Origin of the sequence: Nonomuraea sp. 3N208, assembly GCF_052245935.1 — a bacterium.
Taxonomy (GTDB): Bacteria; Actinomycetota; Actinomycetes; order Streptosporangiales; family Streptosporangiaceae; genus Nonomuraea.
This window is the reverse complement of sequence record NZ_JBQQBR010000058.1, coordinates 63,252-78,611: the sequence shown is the minus strand read 5'-3', so window position 1 is coordinate 78,611 and position 15,360 is coordinate 63,252. Positions and strand designations below refer to the sequence as shown.

At 69.1% G+C, this 15,360-nt stretch carries 10 protein-coding genes and 1 pseudogene; 7 read left to right on the top strand and 4 right to left on the bottom strand.

Annotation, left to right across the window (positions count from 1 at the left end; all coding sequences use genetic code 11):
* Positions 1–843: 843 nt before the first annotated feature.
* A pseudogene (locus ACTWPT_RS52540) lies at positions 844–2,180 on the bottom strand (IS701 family transposase).
* A 1,331-nt stretch (positions 2,181–3,511) separates the two neighbouring features.
* Between ACTWPT_RS52540 and ACTWPT_RS52535 the strand changes: the two are divergent.
* The 4 genes from ACTWPT_RS52535 (at position 3,512) to ACTWPT_RS52520 (ending at position 7,013) form a co-directional block, all read left to right on the top strand.
* Positions 3,512–4,489 (top strand): hypothetical protein, encoded by a 978-nt coding sequence (locus ACTWPT_RS52535; protein ID WP_443185085.1) that lies wholly within the window; start codon positions 3,512–3,514, stop codon positions 4,487–4,489.
* 11 nt (positions 4,490–4,500) lie between these two features.
* Positions 4,501–5,538, top strand: a complete 1,038-nt coding sequence (locus tag ACTWPT_RS52530) for a UDP-N-acetylmuramate dehydrogenase (RefSeq protein ID WP_443185084.1) — start codon at positions 4,501–4,503, stop codon at positions 5,536–5,538.
* A 510-nt stretch (positions 5,539–6,048) separates the two neighbouring features.
* Entirely contained in the window at positions 6,049–6,615 is a 567-nt protein-coding gene (locus ACTWPT_RS52525; protein ID WP_443185083.1) for a TMEM165/GDT1 family protein, read from the top strand.
* Positions 6,616–6,656: 41 nt separating this feature from the next.
* The gene (locus tag ACTWPT_RS52520; protein ID WP_443185082.1) at positions 6,657–7,013 is read left to right on the top strand and encodes an arsenate reductase family protein; all 357 of its coding nucleotides are present in this window, start codon (positions 6,657–6,659) and stop codon (positions 7,011–7,013) included.
* A gap of 4 nt (positions 7,014–7,017) precedes the next feature.
* On the opposite strand, the gene ACTWPT_RS52515 is transcribed toward ACTWPT_RS52520, so the two are convergent.
* Both ACTWPT_RS52515 and ACTWPT_RS52510 read right to left on the bottom strand, forming a co-directional pair.
* Entirely contained in the window at positions 7,018–9,867 is a 2,850-nt protein-coding gene (locus ACTWPT_RS52515; protein ID WP_443185081.1) for a helix-turn-helix transcriptional regulator, read from the bottom strand.
* Between the two features lie 121 nt (positions 9,868–9,988).
* The gene (locus ACTWPT_RS52510; RefSeq protein WP_443185080.1) at positions 9,989–10,135 is read right to left on the bottom strand and encodes a hypothetical protein; all 147 of its coding nucleotides are present in this window, start codon (positions 10,133–10,135) and stop codon (positions 9,989–9,991) included.
* A 179-nt stretch (positions 10,136–10,314) separates the two neighbouring features.
* Between ACTWPT_RS52510 and deoC the strand changes: the two genes are divergently transcribed.
* The 3 genes from deoC to ACTWPT_RS52495 all read left to right on the top strand — a co-directional run bounded on the left by deoC (position 10,315) and on the right by ACTWPT_RS52495 (position 13,703).
* Entirely contained in the window at positions 10,315–11,256 is a 942-nt protein-coding gene (gene deoC, locus ACTWPT_RS52505; protein WP_443185088.1) for a deoxyribose-phosphate aldolase, read from the top strand.
* Positions 11,256–12,683, top strand: a complete 1,428-nt coding sequence (locus ACTWPT_RS52500; protein WP_443185079.1) for an aldehyde dehydrogenase family protein — start codon at positions 11,256–11,258, stop codon at positions 12,681–12,683. Before deoC ends, ACTWPT_RS52500 begins: the two co-directional genes overlap by 1 nt.
* Before the next feature lie 162 nt (positions 12,684–12,845).
* Positions 12,846–13,703, top strand: a complete 858-nt coding sequence (locus ACTWPT_RS52495) for an aldehyde dehydrogenase family protein (protein ID WP_443185078.1) — start codon at positions 12,846–12,848, stop codon at positions 13,701–13,703.
* A 176-nt stretch (positions 13,704–13,879) separates the two neighbouring features.
* On the opposite strand, the gene ACTWPT_RS52490 is transcribed toward ACTWPT_RS52495, so the two are convergent.
* Complete coding sequence (locus ACTWPT_RS52490; RefSeq protein ID WP_443185077.1) at positions 13,880–15,319, bottom strand: amidase; 1,440 nt, start codon at positions 15,317–15,319, stop codon at positions 13,880–13,882.
* Positions 15,320–15,360 lie beyond the last annotated feature (41 nt).

The window sequence follows — 15,360 nt, the reverse complement described above, 5'->3', positions numbered from 1 at the left end:
GTCACGACTCGCGCCATGATGACCACCCACCGCAACCGTTTCTATGGTCGTGACGATGAACTCACCGATGCCAGATCGCCAGCGGAACCGGCAATCTCGGCGGTCCGAGGCGGAGCCTCAGTAGTACTCCAGTGACACTTCGCGATCATCGGTGGAATCTGCGCTGGTAGTGGCAGTGATGGCCCACCCCGCATACCAGCGACATACCGCGCCTATACCGCTGCTCCCTAAGCTGCGGTACGTGATCCATTCCCGGCGGCCGTAAGCGTGGCGGCCGGGTGCCGAAGCCGACCCATACTGCCCACCATGAAGGATTCGCCGCGCAGGGTGTGACAGTAAAACTGCGCGGCCCAGAGAAGGGTGTTTCGTGAGACGATTCTTGACGGTGGCTACAGTGGCAGCAGCAACTTGCATGACGCTGTTGCTCAGTTCAGCTCCGGCCAGCGCAGATGTCCTTATACGCAGCTACGCCACCTCGAAGAAATGCAATGCGGCAGCTGCGCGTTACGAGGCCCTATACACCTGGAGGGATTACTACTGTCGGGCGTCGCTGTCGCCCGGAGTTGGCTGGAACCTGTTCCGCAACACTTAGCGTTTGGTGTGGCGCTCACGCCGATCAAGTGAGCGCCACACGCTGCCACTACCAGCGCAGATTCCACCGATGATCGCGAAGTGTCACTGGAGTACCAGCCGTGCCTTTCAGCGCTGCCCCAGGGGTGTGTCAGAAGCTCCCGGGGTTCCCCGGGGGCGGTAGTGAGCCACGACTGATCGGCACGTCCGCCTCAGTCGGATGGCGAAAACCCTAGTTTGCCCAGGTCAGGCTAGTACCGCAGCCGCCATTCGTTAGCTGAGCTGGGAGTATGCGGTGGCCAGGCGAGCACGGCGGTGGAACCACCGGGCGCGTGCTTGGTGGCGGCGTCGCCAGGCCGACCAGTGGGCGACGTGCTCTAACGACAGCGTGTTGGTGGCGGTGGCATTGAACAGGCGTTTGATCTCGGCGACCGTCAGCGGGATCATGCCGGGGTCCTCGGGCGGCAGTTGGTCAGGGCTGGTCGGTGACGGGGCCTGGGTATCGGTGCGGCGTCGGGCCGCTGCGGCGCTCGTCGCGCAGATGGCCAGGGCGGCCATGACGAGCACGGTGTGGCGCAGGATCGCCTCATAGAGGCGGACCTGGGCCTGGTCCAGACCGAACAGGTCCTTGCCGAACTCGAAACTCTCCTCGACTGGCCAGCGCAAGCCGGCGGCGGCTATCAGGCGAGGCAGGGTGACCGGCTGGTCGTTGGGGACGTAGCAGTAGTGGAAGGCCAGCTCCCCGGTCGTGCGGTGCTTGCGTACCAGCAGGTAGTGGGAGGAACTGGCGGTGGCGATCCAGGCCCAGGCGTAGGTGCGCTCGCCTTTGGAGCCGTCGCCGGCCGAGTGGATGGTCCACGTACGTCTCTGTTTCAGGTACTTGGTTACGGCTTGCTCGCAGGTCAGGCAGGTGCCGCCGCCGAGAGTGAGGGTGAAGGTGGCACGGATGCGCAGTACGTAGGCCTGGCCATGCTCTTCCAGGAAGGTGTGCAGTGTCGTGCACGCGCCGTAGACCTCATCGCCGGCCACGAAGTCCAGGCGCACGCCGTCAGAGAAGGCGTCTCGCAGCAGGTTGATGGCCAGTTCGCCTTTGGTGGCGAAGGTCAGCTCTGGCGGTAGAGCCATGGTGATCGCCGTGACCGGGTCGTTAATCTGCTCGGCGGGGATCCACTGCCGCGAGGCGATCAGCGCATGGCCGGCCCCGGCGCGGACATAGGCCAAATGCACGGTGTTGACGCCGTTGTCGATGCCGTCCGCGCAGCCCATGTGCTGGCGCTTGACGCCCGCCGTGGCGGTGCCCTTCTTTTCCTGACCGGATTCATCCAGCACCCCCACGGTCAGGCTGCCCGGCCGGGCAGCGGCGTCCAGGCCGGCGATGGCGAACCGGCGCACGGCGCTCATCGCGCCGGCGGTGTCCCAGCTGGCGCGGTTCAACAGCCGCTGAGTGGCATCGGGGCTGCGGTCACCCACCCACTCGGCGATCGTCCAGCCGTTGCGTTTAGGCAGGTCGGACATCACGGCGCGGATGTACTTGGCGGCTTGCATCCGCGGTTCGATCCTGGCGAACATCGGCGCGTGGTCAGGAGTTGCTCGGTGTTCCGCTGCACCATTGCGGCCTCTACGATGAGGGCAGCAGCCGCTCTCGATCTTGTTCTCGTCACACAGACATGATCATGAGCGGCTGCTCTTGTTGCGCAGGAACGCCATCACAAGATCGCATCGACCATCGGCGCATCCCATCCATGGCAGCTGCCGTAGTAGCCCTGCGGCGAAGGAGCGAAGGACGCAAGTGATCAGGCGGTACGTTCGTCAGCAGTACACCCGCCACTCCTCATCAGGGACGTAGCCCTCTGTCACGTCACAGACACGATCGGACCACTCGCGGGCAACGAAGACCGGACGGGTCAGGAGGATGTCTCCAGCGCGTTGCGCACGCAGCACGAGCCCAAGCTCGTCAGCTCCGAGATCTCCGTACTGGGAGGCGCGGACTGACTCCGATAGTCCCCGGGACAGCATGTGTTCAAGGAACAGATCTGCCAACTCGGACGGCACACGTCCAACCAGCCGAAGGCCATCCATCATCACCTGAGGACCGTGAAGCGCGTCAACCGCGATGCAGGACAGGCGTCCGGACTCTGCGTAGTACGTCGTCAGGGCGCTCCCGTAAGAGGTGGGCAGATGGAACCATGCATGGCGCACTCCCCATCTGTCAGACACGCTGGAAGGGACGTCCGTATCCAGCGCAGCAACCACCTCGTCATGTCTCATTCCGAAACGCAGTGGTCCAACGCTCACGAGCGGCGTGTAATCCCACTGCAGTCGTTCAGTGTCGTCTAAAACGACGCCTGCACGTTTCATGGACCGCGCCCTTCCGATGCCCCTGTCAGCTCATCGCAGCCGCACCCTACCGCCTGAACATTCAACACTTGCCCGGGCGTAACTCAGGCAGTCACGACCTTGAACATCGACGCCCACCTGTGGCTGGACGCGGGTGACGCGGGCCGCGCTGCTGTGGCGATCTGCGCCGTCGCCGCCGCACCGCCCGACGTCATACCGACTCCCCAACACCGCGGCCGAGCGCCCCTGATCAACCCCCGCCTGCCGACCCCAAGATGATTCCCTTGACCATCGCCGAGATCAAGCGCCTATGCAACGCCGCCCCCACCATCAGCCGGTCACTCCTGCACGTCGCCCACCGGCGGCCTAGCGACGCCGACACCAAGGAGAGCCCGCTGGTTCCGCCAACGAACCCGCCCAGCCACCGCATACTCCCAGCTCAACTAATGAATGGCGGCTGCCGTACTAGGTGTACCGATTGGCTAGATCTCCGTCTGCCGGGTCTCGGTCTTGCAACAAATTCCCTCAGATGGGTACCCGTGTGCCTATGAGTGAAGCTGCGCGACAGGTATGGCCCACGGTCCGGTCGATCCCCGTCTCCGCCGTGACCGACGCCAAACCGCCCGGGCGGCTGCGGCCTGCCCGTCTGGAGCAGGTGGCGGGCAGCTCGGGAACCGGACGGGACACCACGGGCGGCGCCGCGACCGGTGTGGGCACGGCCGGGGCCAAGCCGCGTGCGGGCTCCGGCACGCACGCGCGCGCCAACCCCGCCGCCGAGCTGGGCTTCTCCGGCGACCCAGGCCAGCACGGCGACACGGGCGACGGCATGCTGCACGCCCAGCGCACCTGGGACGCCTCACTGGCCACGAACCGCCTCGACGACCTGGGCGTCAACGCCGAGCGGCAGCGCGTGGAGATCAAGGGCGTCACGACCACCGTGAGCCTGCTCGCCGACGGCTGGCCCGCTGACGTGCGTACCTGCGTTCAGTCGGTGATCGACCACACGGGCGCGAAGGTGCTCGCGCTCGACCTGGGCAACCTCGACGGCGCCGGCGACGTGCTGGGCGACCTGGCCGAGCGGTACCCGGACCGCGTCACCGTCTGGCACGTGGCCGAGCGGCCGCACTGGCGAGGAGGCACGGCCACCTGGGGCGAGAGCCGGGCCAAACTGTTGCGGTTGGACGAGTCGGACGTACACGTGCTGATGGAGACCTCGCTCGTGCTCCGCGGCGACGCGCTGACCCCGCTGGTGGCAGCCGTCGTGGAAGGGGCGGTGGCCGCGGGGTGGCGGGGCGTGGATCCGGCCGACGGGCGTGAGGCCGGCCCGGGCAGGGTGCCGGCGCTGACCGGCGAGCTTATGGCGGTCCGCCGATCGGCCGCGCTCGGTGCGTTGCCAGAGGACGCCAATTACGGTCGCAACGCGGACCTGGAGTTGTCGCTCGGCCTGCGGGGTGAGCTGGTCGTGCCCCCGGGGCCGCCGCCGGCGGAGCGGCTCGGCGCACACAATATTCCGGCCGAGTACCAGGAGCGCGAGTCGCGGCGCAACTACGACGGGGTGCTGCGCATGCTGAGCGCCTCATAAGCTAGGTGCCCATGGAAATGCTCGCTCCGTACACGACGCTGCGCCTGGGCGGTCCCGCCCGTGAATTCGCCGAAGCGACTACGGCGGAGCACGTCGTGTCCCTGATCGCCGAGGCCGACAGGACCGCGACGCCCACGCTGGTGCTCGGCGGGGGCAGCAACGTCGTGGTGTCGGACGCGGGATTCGACGGGCTCGTCATCAAGATCGCGACCCGTGGTGTGTCCGTTTCGCGCGACGGAGAGCAGGTGCTGATCACGGTCGAGGCGGGGGAGGACTGGGACCCGTTGGTGGCCCGCGCGGTGGCCGAGGGCTGGTCGGGCATCGAGTGCATGTCCGGCGTCCCCGGGCAAGTGGGATCCACGCCCATCCAGAACGTGGGCGCGTACGGGCAGGAGGTCTCCCAGACCGTCTGGTGCGTGCGTGCTTACGATCGCCGCACCCGGCAGGTGGTGGATCTGGAGGCGCGGCAGTGCGGGTTCTCCTATCGGGACAGCGCCTTCAAGCGTGATCTGGCGCGGTATGTGGTGCTGGCGGTGACGTACGCGCTGGAGATTTCGGAAATGTCCGGACCGGTTGCCTATCAGGAGCTGGCCGGGCGGCTGCGGGTCGAGCTCGGCGACCGTGTGCCGCTGGCGCAGGCCCGTGAGGCCGTCCTGGGGCTGCGGCGCGGCAAGGGCATGGTGCTCGATCCGGACGATCCCGACACACGCAGCGCCGGCTCGTTCTTCACCAACCCAGTCCTGACCCCTGCGGAAGCGGCGGAGCTGGCGACGCGTGCGCCCGACCATCCGCGCTGGGAGATGCCCGACGGGTCGCTCAAGGTGCCGGCCGCGTGGCTGATCGAGCAGGCGGGTTTTCCGAAGGGGTACGAGCGCGGGCCCGTACGCATCTCCACCAAGCACACCCTCGCCCTGACCAACCCCACGGGCGCCGCCACCACCGCCGACCTGCTGGCGCTGGCGCGTGAGGTGCGGGACGGGGTCCGGGAGAAGTTCGGCGTCACGCTCGTCAACGAGCCGGTCCTGGTCGGCTGCGCCCTGGGCGAATAGCCGCCCCTTCCCGCACCCCTCTGCGCTCCTGCAGGAATAGGCGTCCGGGCGGGACTGTTATGGTGAACTGGAGTTACGGGAGCGCGTAGCGCGGGGCCCGGAACTTTCGGTATCTTGTTCGTGCAGGCGATAACCAAGCCCGCACGGAACGAAACCACAAGGCGGCCAGGCCGGTCGTCTCTGGGCGTGGAGACCTCCAGACAGCAGTCGGGTCTGTGAAACGCCAAGCACCCCGTTCCACAACTCGCGGCGTCTGTGCTGCGGGTTCCCGCCGAAGGCGGGACGGGAATCCTCGCTGATACCGGCGAGGTGCAGGTCAACGAAGGGGAGTAGTCCCAATCGCGTGATCGACATACTGGCGCCTTCGCGCGCCCGGTCACGCGGGCCTTTGAACGGGCGGACGAGACCTTCGGCCCTGGCAGTCGTACTAACAAAGACGCTGCCGGGCCGAAGTCGTGCCCGAATCTCCCCGGGTCTCTGCTTCCGGCCCGGTCGCGCGGAAGAGGACCGTTGGAAGCGTTCTGGATCAGCCTCGCCGTCATTTTCGTGGCCGAGCTCGGTGACAAGAGCCAGCTCATGGCGATGACGTTCGCGACCCGTTTCAAGACCTGGCCCGTGCTCCTGGGCATCACGATCGCCACGACCGTCGTGCACTTGGTGAGTGTGGCCGTAGGCGGCCTCATCGGGGACGCGCTGCCCACGACCGCGATCTCGGTGGTGGCCGGGCTGGCCTTCCTCGGGTTCGCCGTGTGGACGCTGCGCGGGGACGAGCTGACCGAGGAGGAGTCGGGCAAGGCCCAGCGCACCACCAGGAACGCCCTGATCGCGGTGACCGTGGCGTTCTTCCTGAGCGAGCTGGGCGACAAGACGATGCTGGCCACGATCACGCTGGCGACGCAACATGGCTGGGTCGGCACCTGGATCGGCTCCACCGTCGGCATGGTCGCGGCCGACGCCCTGGCCATCCTCGTCGGCCGCCTGCTGGGCAAGCACCTCCCGGAGAAGGTCATCCGGTACTGCGCCGCTGTGGCCTTCGCCGTCTTCGGCGTGGCCCTCCTGGCGGAGAGTTTCCTCTAGGACCAAGGCTCTTGCCGACCGGCTCGGAGATGATCGGAGACATGGAAATCTGGATCAATCCCCGCTGCTCCAAATGCCGGTCGGCGCTGTCGATCCTGGACGCCGAGTCCGCCCAGTACACCGTGCGCCGTTACCTCGACGATCCGCCGACCGAGGACGAGCTCCGCGAGGTCCTAGGGCGGCTGGGCCTGGAGCCGTGGGACATCACCAGGACGGGCGAGCAAGTGGCCAAGGAGCTCGGCATGGACACCTGGCCGCGTGACGAAGCCGCTCGCGAGCGCTGGATCGCCGCGCTGGCCGAGCATCCGATCCTCATCCAGCGCCCGATCATCACAGCCGACGACGGGTCCGCCGTGGTCGGACGGACCGAGTCCGCCGTGCGTTCCGTGCTGCCCTGAGCGGCTACGAGATCAGGGACAGGCGGTGGGCGGCGGCGGCCGCCTCGCCGCGGGTCGTGACGCCGAGCTTGGCCAAGATGTTCGACACGTGCACGCTGACCGTCTTGGCCGAGATGAACAACTCGGCGGCGATGTCCCGGTTGGTTCTGCCCTGAGTGACCAGCCGCAGCACCTCGAGCTCGCGCGGCGTCAACAACTCCGAAGATTCCTGGGCAGGCGCGCCGCCCACCCGCCGTGACAACGTCTCGATCTCCTCGACGAGCGGAGTGGCCCGCAGCGCCTGAGCCAGCGGAAGCGCCACCTTCAGCCGGACGGCGGCCCCCTCACGGTCGCCGGCCCGCGCGGCGGCCGCAGCGGCCCGGAACAGGGCCTTGGCCTGGTTGTGCGGGCGCTTGAGCCGCTCCCAGCCCGCGGCCGCGGCGTCGAAGTCGCCGATGTACGACAGCCGGTACGCCTCCACGACAGGACCGATCACCGACAGCTCGGCCGCCACCTCGGCGGCGTGCGCGCGGACCGCCCCGGCACGTTCGGGCTCGCTGATCTCGGCGGCGTCGCAGACGATGCGGAGCAGGGCGAGCAGCCGCCAGCCCAGCATGGCCTTGGACGACTGCTTGGGGAGGGAGAGGACTTGTTCGGCCACGGTCAACGCGGCGTCGGGCTCGCCCCGCAGCAGGTGCCAGCCGATGCGCAGGCGCGCGTTGCTGGTGATGTCCTGGACGAAGTCCTCGGCGCGGTCCTTGAGTACGCCGGTCTCGGACAGGATGCTCTCGACCAGCTGCAGCTCGCCCCTGGCCAGGGCGATGTCGGCGCGCAGCCGCAGCAGGGCGTATCTGGTGCGCAGGTGGGGGCCATGGCTGAGCGCCGCGTCGACGAGCTCGATGGCCTCGTCCCAGCGGCCGATCGACTCCAGCGCCTCGGCCCAGTTGTTCATGATGAACAGGCCGCTGCCGCGGAGCCTGCCGTATTTCTTGGCGATCTGCCAGCCCTGCTCGGACAGGCGTATCGCTTCGTCCTCCCGGCCCATGTCGATCAGCGCGTCGATGTTGTTGCCGATCGCCCGGGTGATGATGCGGCCGGAGCGCTCCTCGTGGCCGATCTCCAGCGCCTGCTCGTTGACCGCGACGGTGGACTCGAGCTCGCCGTTGAGCGAGTGGCCGAGCGCCAGGTTCATCAGCAGGTCGGCCTCGAGACACCGGTCGCCGTGCTCCCTGGCCAGGCGCAGGCCCGCGGCGATGACCTCGCTCGCCTCGGCGATCTCGCCGCGGAGCATGAGGTGGCGGCTCAGCGTGGTGAGGACCTCGGCCCGGTCGAGGCTGTCCTCAGGGACGAGCGGCAGGGCGTGCCTGAGGTCTTCGATGACCCCCATCTGGCCTTTGTTCATCTTGAAGCCGGCCCGCCGCACGATCAGCTGCGCCACCCGGCCCGGCTCTCGGGTCTCGTCCAGCTCGGACAGGGCGGCCTTGACGAACTTCATGCCCTTGTCGACCTCGCCGCCGGCGTTCGCGGCCTCGGCGGCCCGCTCGAGCACGGCGGTGTGGTCGGCGCCGATGCGCTCGGCCGCGTCGGGCACCCGGTCCCAGAGCATGAGGACTCGTTCGAGGAGCGGCACGGCCTCGGTGTAGGCGAACGCCTTGAACGACTTACGCGCCGCCTCCCACGCCGAGATCAGCGCCCAGAGGTCGTTGCGGGCGCCGTACCAGTGGTGTGCCAGCTCCACGGGGGCCCGTCCGGGCGGGACGAGCGTGCGGTCCTTGGAGATCTGCTCGGCGTATCTGGCGTGCAGGCGCTGGTGTTCGCCCGGCAGCAGCTCGTCGTGCACGGCCTCGCGGATCAGCGAGTGTCTGAAGACGTACGCGCGGGTGTCGGCGACCTGCAGGACGTTGCGCGCGATGGCCGGGCGCAGCGCGCTCTCCATCTCGACGTCGGACAGGCCGCTCACGGCGGCCAGCAGCGCGTGGCCGACCCGGATGCCGCCGGCCGCGGCGATGCGCAGCACCCGCTGGGTCTCTTCGGGCAGCCGCTCGACGGAGTTGAGTATGAGATCCTGCATGGACTCGGGGAACGCGCAGTCCTCGCCGCTTTCCAGCATGGCCTCGACGAACAGCGGGATGCCCTCGCTGCGCTCGTAGACGTTTTCGACGCTGCTGTATTCGGGGACCTTGCCGAGGATCCCGGTCATCTGCTGGGCGACCTCGTCGCGCGACAGGCGGGGCAGGTCGAGCCGGTGCACGCCGTTCACCCGGCCCAGCTCGGCCAGCACCGGCCGGAGCGGGTGCTGGCGGTGCAGGTCGTCGGAGCGGTACGTCATGACGATCAGCACCTGCGGGATGTGCAGGTTGCGGCTGAGGAAGGCGATGAGGTCGCGGCTGGACCGGTCGGCCCAGTGGATGTCCTCGATGACGAGGATCGTGGGACGGGCGTCGGCCAGGCGTTCCAGCAGGGTGAGGAACTGCTCGAAGAGCCGGGCGCGGCCGGCGTCGGTCTCGCCGTCGCCGCTGGGCTCGCCGAACTCGGGCAACAGCCGGGCCAGGTCGCGCTGGGCGCCCTCGGGGAGTAACCCGGCGACCGCGGCGGGACCCTGCTCCCTGACGAGCTGCCGCAGCGCCGCGGTGAACGGCGCGTAGGCCAGGCCCTCGGTGGACAACTCCACGCACCCGCCGAACAACACATGTGCGCCGTCGGCGGCGCAGCCTTCGGCGAAGCGCTGCACGAGGCGGGTCTTGCCGACGCCGGCCTCGCCCCCGAGCAGGACGGCTGTCACCTTGCCTCTTCTGGCCTCGTCGAAGCTGTCGGAGAGAGCCCCCAGCTCCTTCTCCCGCCCGACGAAGACGGGACTGACAGAACGTCCCCGCATGTCATCCAGCATGTCATGCCTCACAGATTGCTTTCGACGCATTTAGCGGGTTCTAAGCGGTTCTAGGGAGGCATGGAGGCCCGGCCACGAGGGAGGTAGTGGCCGGGCTCTCGTGGGGCGGTCATGAGGAGCGGCGCTTGCCGAAGACTGAGCGGCGCTCGGACTTGTTGCCCCGCTCCGCCTCGCGTACGCGCCGGTGCTCGGCCGCCGCCCTGCGCAGCTCGCTCATGTGGCTCTTCATGAGCTCGTATTCGATCTCGGGATTCATCACTCTGTCTCCTTTTTCGTCTGCTGACATCCTTAAGAGTCGGTCTAAGGCCCGGTACGCCACATCGGGTGGATGCCTTATCTCTGGGCGTAGAAGCAGCTCGGCATACCTAGGACCAGCGGCGCGGCGCCCTAAGGTGGTCCGGTTTGGAGGAGGAGGCCCTGGTCGGCGATGCTGTGATGGTGTCAACTCTGACGACTTCGCTCGCGGACGTCGCCGCGACCGGCGCGACGCTACGGGCATTCCTGCACGGCCTGCCCGGCGTCGACCGGGTCGGCGCAGACCAGCGGGCGGCCATGCTCGGCACCCGATCGATCAAGACCACCGCCAAGGCCAAGGCCATCGACCTGGCCATTTCCATGGTCGACCTGACCACCCTCGAGGGCGCGGACACGGCAGGCAAGGTGCGCGCGATGTGCACCAAGGCCGTGCGCCCCGGCGGCGACGCCCCTAAGGTGGCGGCCGTCTGCGTTTATCCCGACATGGTCGCCGTGGCCGCCGAGACGCTGCGCGGATCGGGGGTGAAGGTGGCCTCGGTGGCGACCGCGTTCCCGAGCGGGCGCTCATCGCTGGAGGTCAAGGTGAGCGACACGGCGCTGGCCGTCGCCGCGGGCGCCGACGAGATCGACATGGTGATCGATCGCGGCGCGTTCCTGTCCGGCGACTACATGAAGGTCTTCGAGGAGATCGTCGCGGTCAAGGCCGCGTGCGGCGCGGCGCACCTGAAGGTGATCCTGGAGACCGGCGAGCTGGCGACCTACGACAACGTGCGGCGGGCGTCGTGGCTGGCGATGCTGGCGGGCGCCGACTTCATCAAGACCTCCACGGGCAAGGTGTCCCCCGCGGCCACACCGCCCGTCACGCTGATCATGCTCGAGGCGGTGCGCGACTTCCGCGACGCGACGGGCCGCCAGGTGGGCGTCAAGCCCGCGGGCGGCATCCGCACCACCAAGGACGCGATCAAGAACCTGGTGCTGGTCAACGAGACGGCCGGCGACGACTGGCTGACGCCCGACTGGTTCAGGCTGGGTGCCTCGTCGCTGCTCAACGACCTGCTGATGCAGCGCCAAAAGCTGGCCACCGGGCGATACGCCGGTCCCGACTACTTCACCCTGGACTGATGATGGCGATCTTCGAGTACGCACCCGCACCCGAGTCGCGCGACGTCGTCGACATCAAGCCGTCGTACGGGCTGTTCATCAACGGCGAGTTCGTGGACGGCTCAGGTCCCACGTTCAAGACGATCAACCCGGCGACCGAGGAGCAGCTGGCCGAGATCGCCACCGCCACGTCCGACGACGTGGACCGGGCCGTGCAGGCGGCGCGCAAGGCGTTCGGGGTCTGGAGCGCGCTGCCCGGCGCCGAGCGGGCGAAATACCTGTTCCGCATCGCACGCATCATCCAGGAGCGGGCCCGGGAGCTGGCGGTGCTGGAGTCGCTGGACAATGGCAAGCCGATCCGCGAGTCGCGGGACGTGGACCTGCCGCTGGTCGCGGCACACTTCTTCTACTATGCGGGCTGGGCCGACAAGCTCCAGTACGGTGGGTTCGGGACCAAGCCGCTGGGCGTGGCCGGGCAGGTCATCCCGTGGAACTTCCCGCTGCTCATGCTGGCCTGGAAGATCGCGCCCGCGCTGGCCTGCGGCAACACGGTCGTGCTCAAGCCGGCCGAGACCACGCCGCTGACCGCGTTGTTGTTCGCCGACATCTGCCGGCAGGCCGACCTGCCGCCGGGTGTGGTCAACATCGTGACCGGCGCGGGCGACACCGGCGCCGCCGTGGTCGCGCACCCCGACGTGAACAAGGTGGCCTTCACCGGCTCCACCGAGGTCGGCCGGATCATCGCGCGCATGGTGGCGGGCACCGACAAGAAGCTGACGCTGGAGCTGGGCGGCAAGGCCGCGAACATCGTGTTCGAGGACGCCGCCATCGACCAGGCGGTCGAGGGCATCGTCAACGGCATCTTCTTCAACCAGGGGCACGTGTGCTGCGCGGGCTCGCGGCTGCTGGTGCAGGAGTCGATCCAGGACGAGCTGCTCGACTCGCTCAAGCGCAGGCTCGGCACGCTGCGGGTCGGCGACCCGCTGGACAAGAACACCGACGTCGGCGCGATCAACTCCGCCGACCAGCTCGCCAAGATCCGGGAGCTGTCCCAGATCGGGGAGTCGGAGGGCGCCGAGCGCTGGTCGCCGGCGTGCGAGTTGCCGGACAAGGGCTTCTGGTTCCCGCCGACCATCTTCACCGGGGTCGCGCAGTCACACACGATCGCCAGGGACGAGATCTTCGGCCCGGTGCTCTCCGTGCTGACCTTCCGCACTCCGGCCGAGGCCGTCGAGAAGGCCAACAACACCCCCTACGGGCTGTCCGCGGGCATCTGGACCGAGAAGGGCTCGCGCATCCTGTGGATGGCCGACAAGCTCCGGGCCGGCGTCGTGTGGGCCAACACGTTCAACAAGTTCGACCCCGCCTCCCCCTTCGGCGGTTACAAGGAGTCCGGGTACGGCCGCGAGGGCGGGCTGCTCGGGTTGGAGGCCTACCTTGACGTGTGAGCATCGCCGCTTCGGGCGCAGGAAACGGCGTGTGCAGGCGACCCGAGGCCACGCTTTCGCACGGGCCGGCCGTCCCGTGCGCACCGGCTGGTACGCCCACCGCTGCGGCGTGAGCCGGTGCGGCCAGGTCTTCGTTCCCGTCCAGACCTCGCAGGAGGGTCGATGAGCCGGCTGTCCGTCAGAAAGACCTACAAGCTGTACATCGGCGGGGCGTTCCCGCGCTCTGAGAGTGGGAGGTCCTACCCCGTGACCTCGCCCAAGGGCGAATTCCTCGCCAACGCCTCGCAGGCCTCGCGGAAGGACGCCCGGGACGCCGTGGTGGCCGCGCGCAAGGCGTTCCCCGGCTGGTCGGGCGCGACCCCCTACAACCGGGGGCAGATCCTCTACCGCGTCGCCGAGATGCTGGAGGGGCGGCGCGCCCAGTTCGCCGAGGAGCTCGCCCCGGCTAGACAGGGCGGCAAGAGGGCGGCGCTGGAGGCGGTGGACGCCGCGGTGGATCGGATGGTCTGGTACGCGGGGTGGTCGGACAAGATCGCCTCGGTGCGCGGGGCGGCCAACCCGGTCGCCGGTCCTTACTTCAACCTGTCATCGCCCGAGCCGACCGGGGTGGTCGCGATCGTCGCGCCCGCCGACCCGCTGCTCGGGCTGGTGTCGGTGGTCGCCCCGGTGATCGTCACCGGGAACACCTGCGTGGTCGTGGCCTCAGAGCCGTCCCCGCTCGCCTCGATCACCCTGGCCGAGGTGATGGCCACGTCCGACCTGCCGGGCGGCGTGGTGAACGTCCTCACCGGGCGGCAGGCCGAGCTCGCGCCCTGGCTGGCGGCCCATATGGACGTCAACGGGCTCGACCTGACCGGGGTGGCGGACGCCGACCTGGCGTTGCGCTGCGAGCAGGCGGCGGCGGAGAACCTCAAGCGGGTTCTGCGCCCCGCTCAGGAGGACTGGACGGCCGACCCCGGCATCGGGCGGATGACACGGTTCCTGGAGACCAAGACCGTCTGGCACCCGGTCGGGATCTGAGTCCGGCTCAGGCCGGGGAATGTTGTGGTTCCCGCGGAACATGTTCCGCGGGTCCCACTCGGCAGTTGAGCACCCGCCCGCCGGTGGCCCACGGAGCCGGCGCGCCGCCGAGTATTCCAGGATGCGAAGGCAGGACCGAGAAGTCCAAGAGATGGATCCGCCGGCAGCCGGAAGCATCAGTTATAGCCGCGTGGCCGCACCGGTGGATGGGCGGACTGGAGCTGGGCGGCCAGGCCGAGCAGCTGCGGCTCGCCGCCGGGCGGGGCGATGAGCTGCACGCCGATCGGCAGGCCGCTGGAGTGTGTGGCAATGGGCACGGAGATCGCGGGCCAGCCGCACATGTTCCAGGCGCTCGTGGCGGGGGCGAACCTGACGTTCGCCAGCACGTTGCGCAGCAGCCCGCGCTCGCCCCAGCGCTCCGCCCTGGGCGGTACGGTGCCCAGCGCGGGCGTGACCAGCACGTCCGCGTCACCGAACCACTGATCGGCCCGGTAGGCGCTCCAGCGTTCGCGGCCGCGTACGCCGTTCAGCTTCAGCCGGGCCAGCACCCGGCCGGCGCGGGCCAGCGCCCGGGTGCGCCGCTCCACACTCCGGCTGTCCAGATCGTCAGCCGCCGTCGCGGCCTGGCTGAGCCAGGTGGCGATCGTCGCGGGGCCCAGCCAGGCAGGCAGCCGGTGGCCGTGCTCGACCACCGTGTGCCCGGCAACCCGTAACGTCTCCGCCGCCGCGCGCACCGCCGCCTGGAACTCCTTGTCTATGGGCAGGCCGATCGGCAGCGGCTGAGGCGCGTACGCCACCCGCAGGTCGAACGGCTCCGGGCTGTCCGGCGGCGGCTGCGGCTCCCACACCTCCTCATCGTCCGCCCAGACCGAACGCAGCATGGGCGGGCGCGGATCCACCCGGCGGCCGCCACGCCACGCCTCGGCCAGCGACGGGTCGGCGGCCAGCACGGACAGCGCGAGCGACAGGTCGGAAGCGGTCGTGGCCAGCGGGCCGTTCTCCGTCAGCCGATTCCAGTCGTTGGCCGGCGGAGGCACCACGCCCGCGCCCGGTTTGATGGCCAGCACGCCGCAGGCCGCCGCCGGGATACGCAGCGAGCCCATGCCGTCGTTGCCGAGCGCGATCGGCACCATGCCCGCCGCCACGGCCGCGGCGCTGCCCGAGGACGAGCCGCCGGTCGTGCGGGTCCGGTCCCAGGGGTTGCGCACGATGCCGTACGCGCTGTCGCCGAACGCGACGAGCCCCAGCTCGGGCAGGTTGGTCAGGCCGACGACCACCGCGCCGGCCGCACGCAGCCGCGCGACCGTCGCGTGGTCCGCCCGTGCGGGCAGGTCCGCGGTGCCGGCGGAGCCGCCGCGCGTGGCCTCGCCCGCCACCTCCAGGTTGTCCTTCACCGCCACAGGAACGCCGGCCAGCGGCAATTCCGCCAGGTCGGGACGTTTCTGCACGGCCTGCGCCTCCTCCACGGCCTGCTCCCTGACCAGCCGGAACGCCCCCACCTCGGGGTCCCGTTCGGAGATGACGTGTAGATGCTCCTCGACGACCGTCGTGGCCGAGACATCGCCGTGCCGGACGGCCGTCGCGATCTCGGTGGCGGTCCTGCCTGCCCACAACATGTCTAGAGTGTGCAGCCTTTCGCACCTGGTTGCGAGAGTAA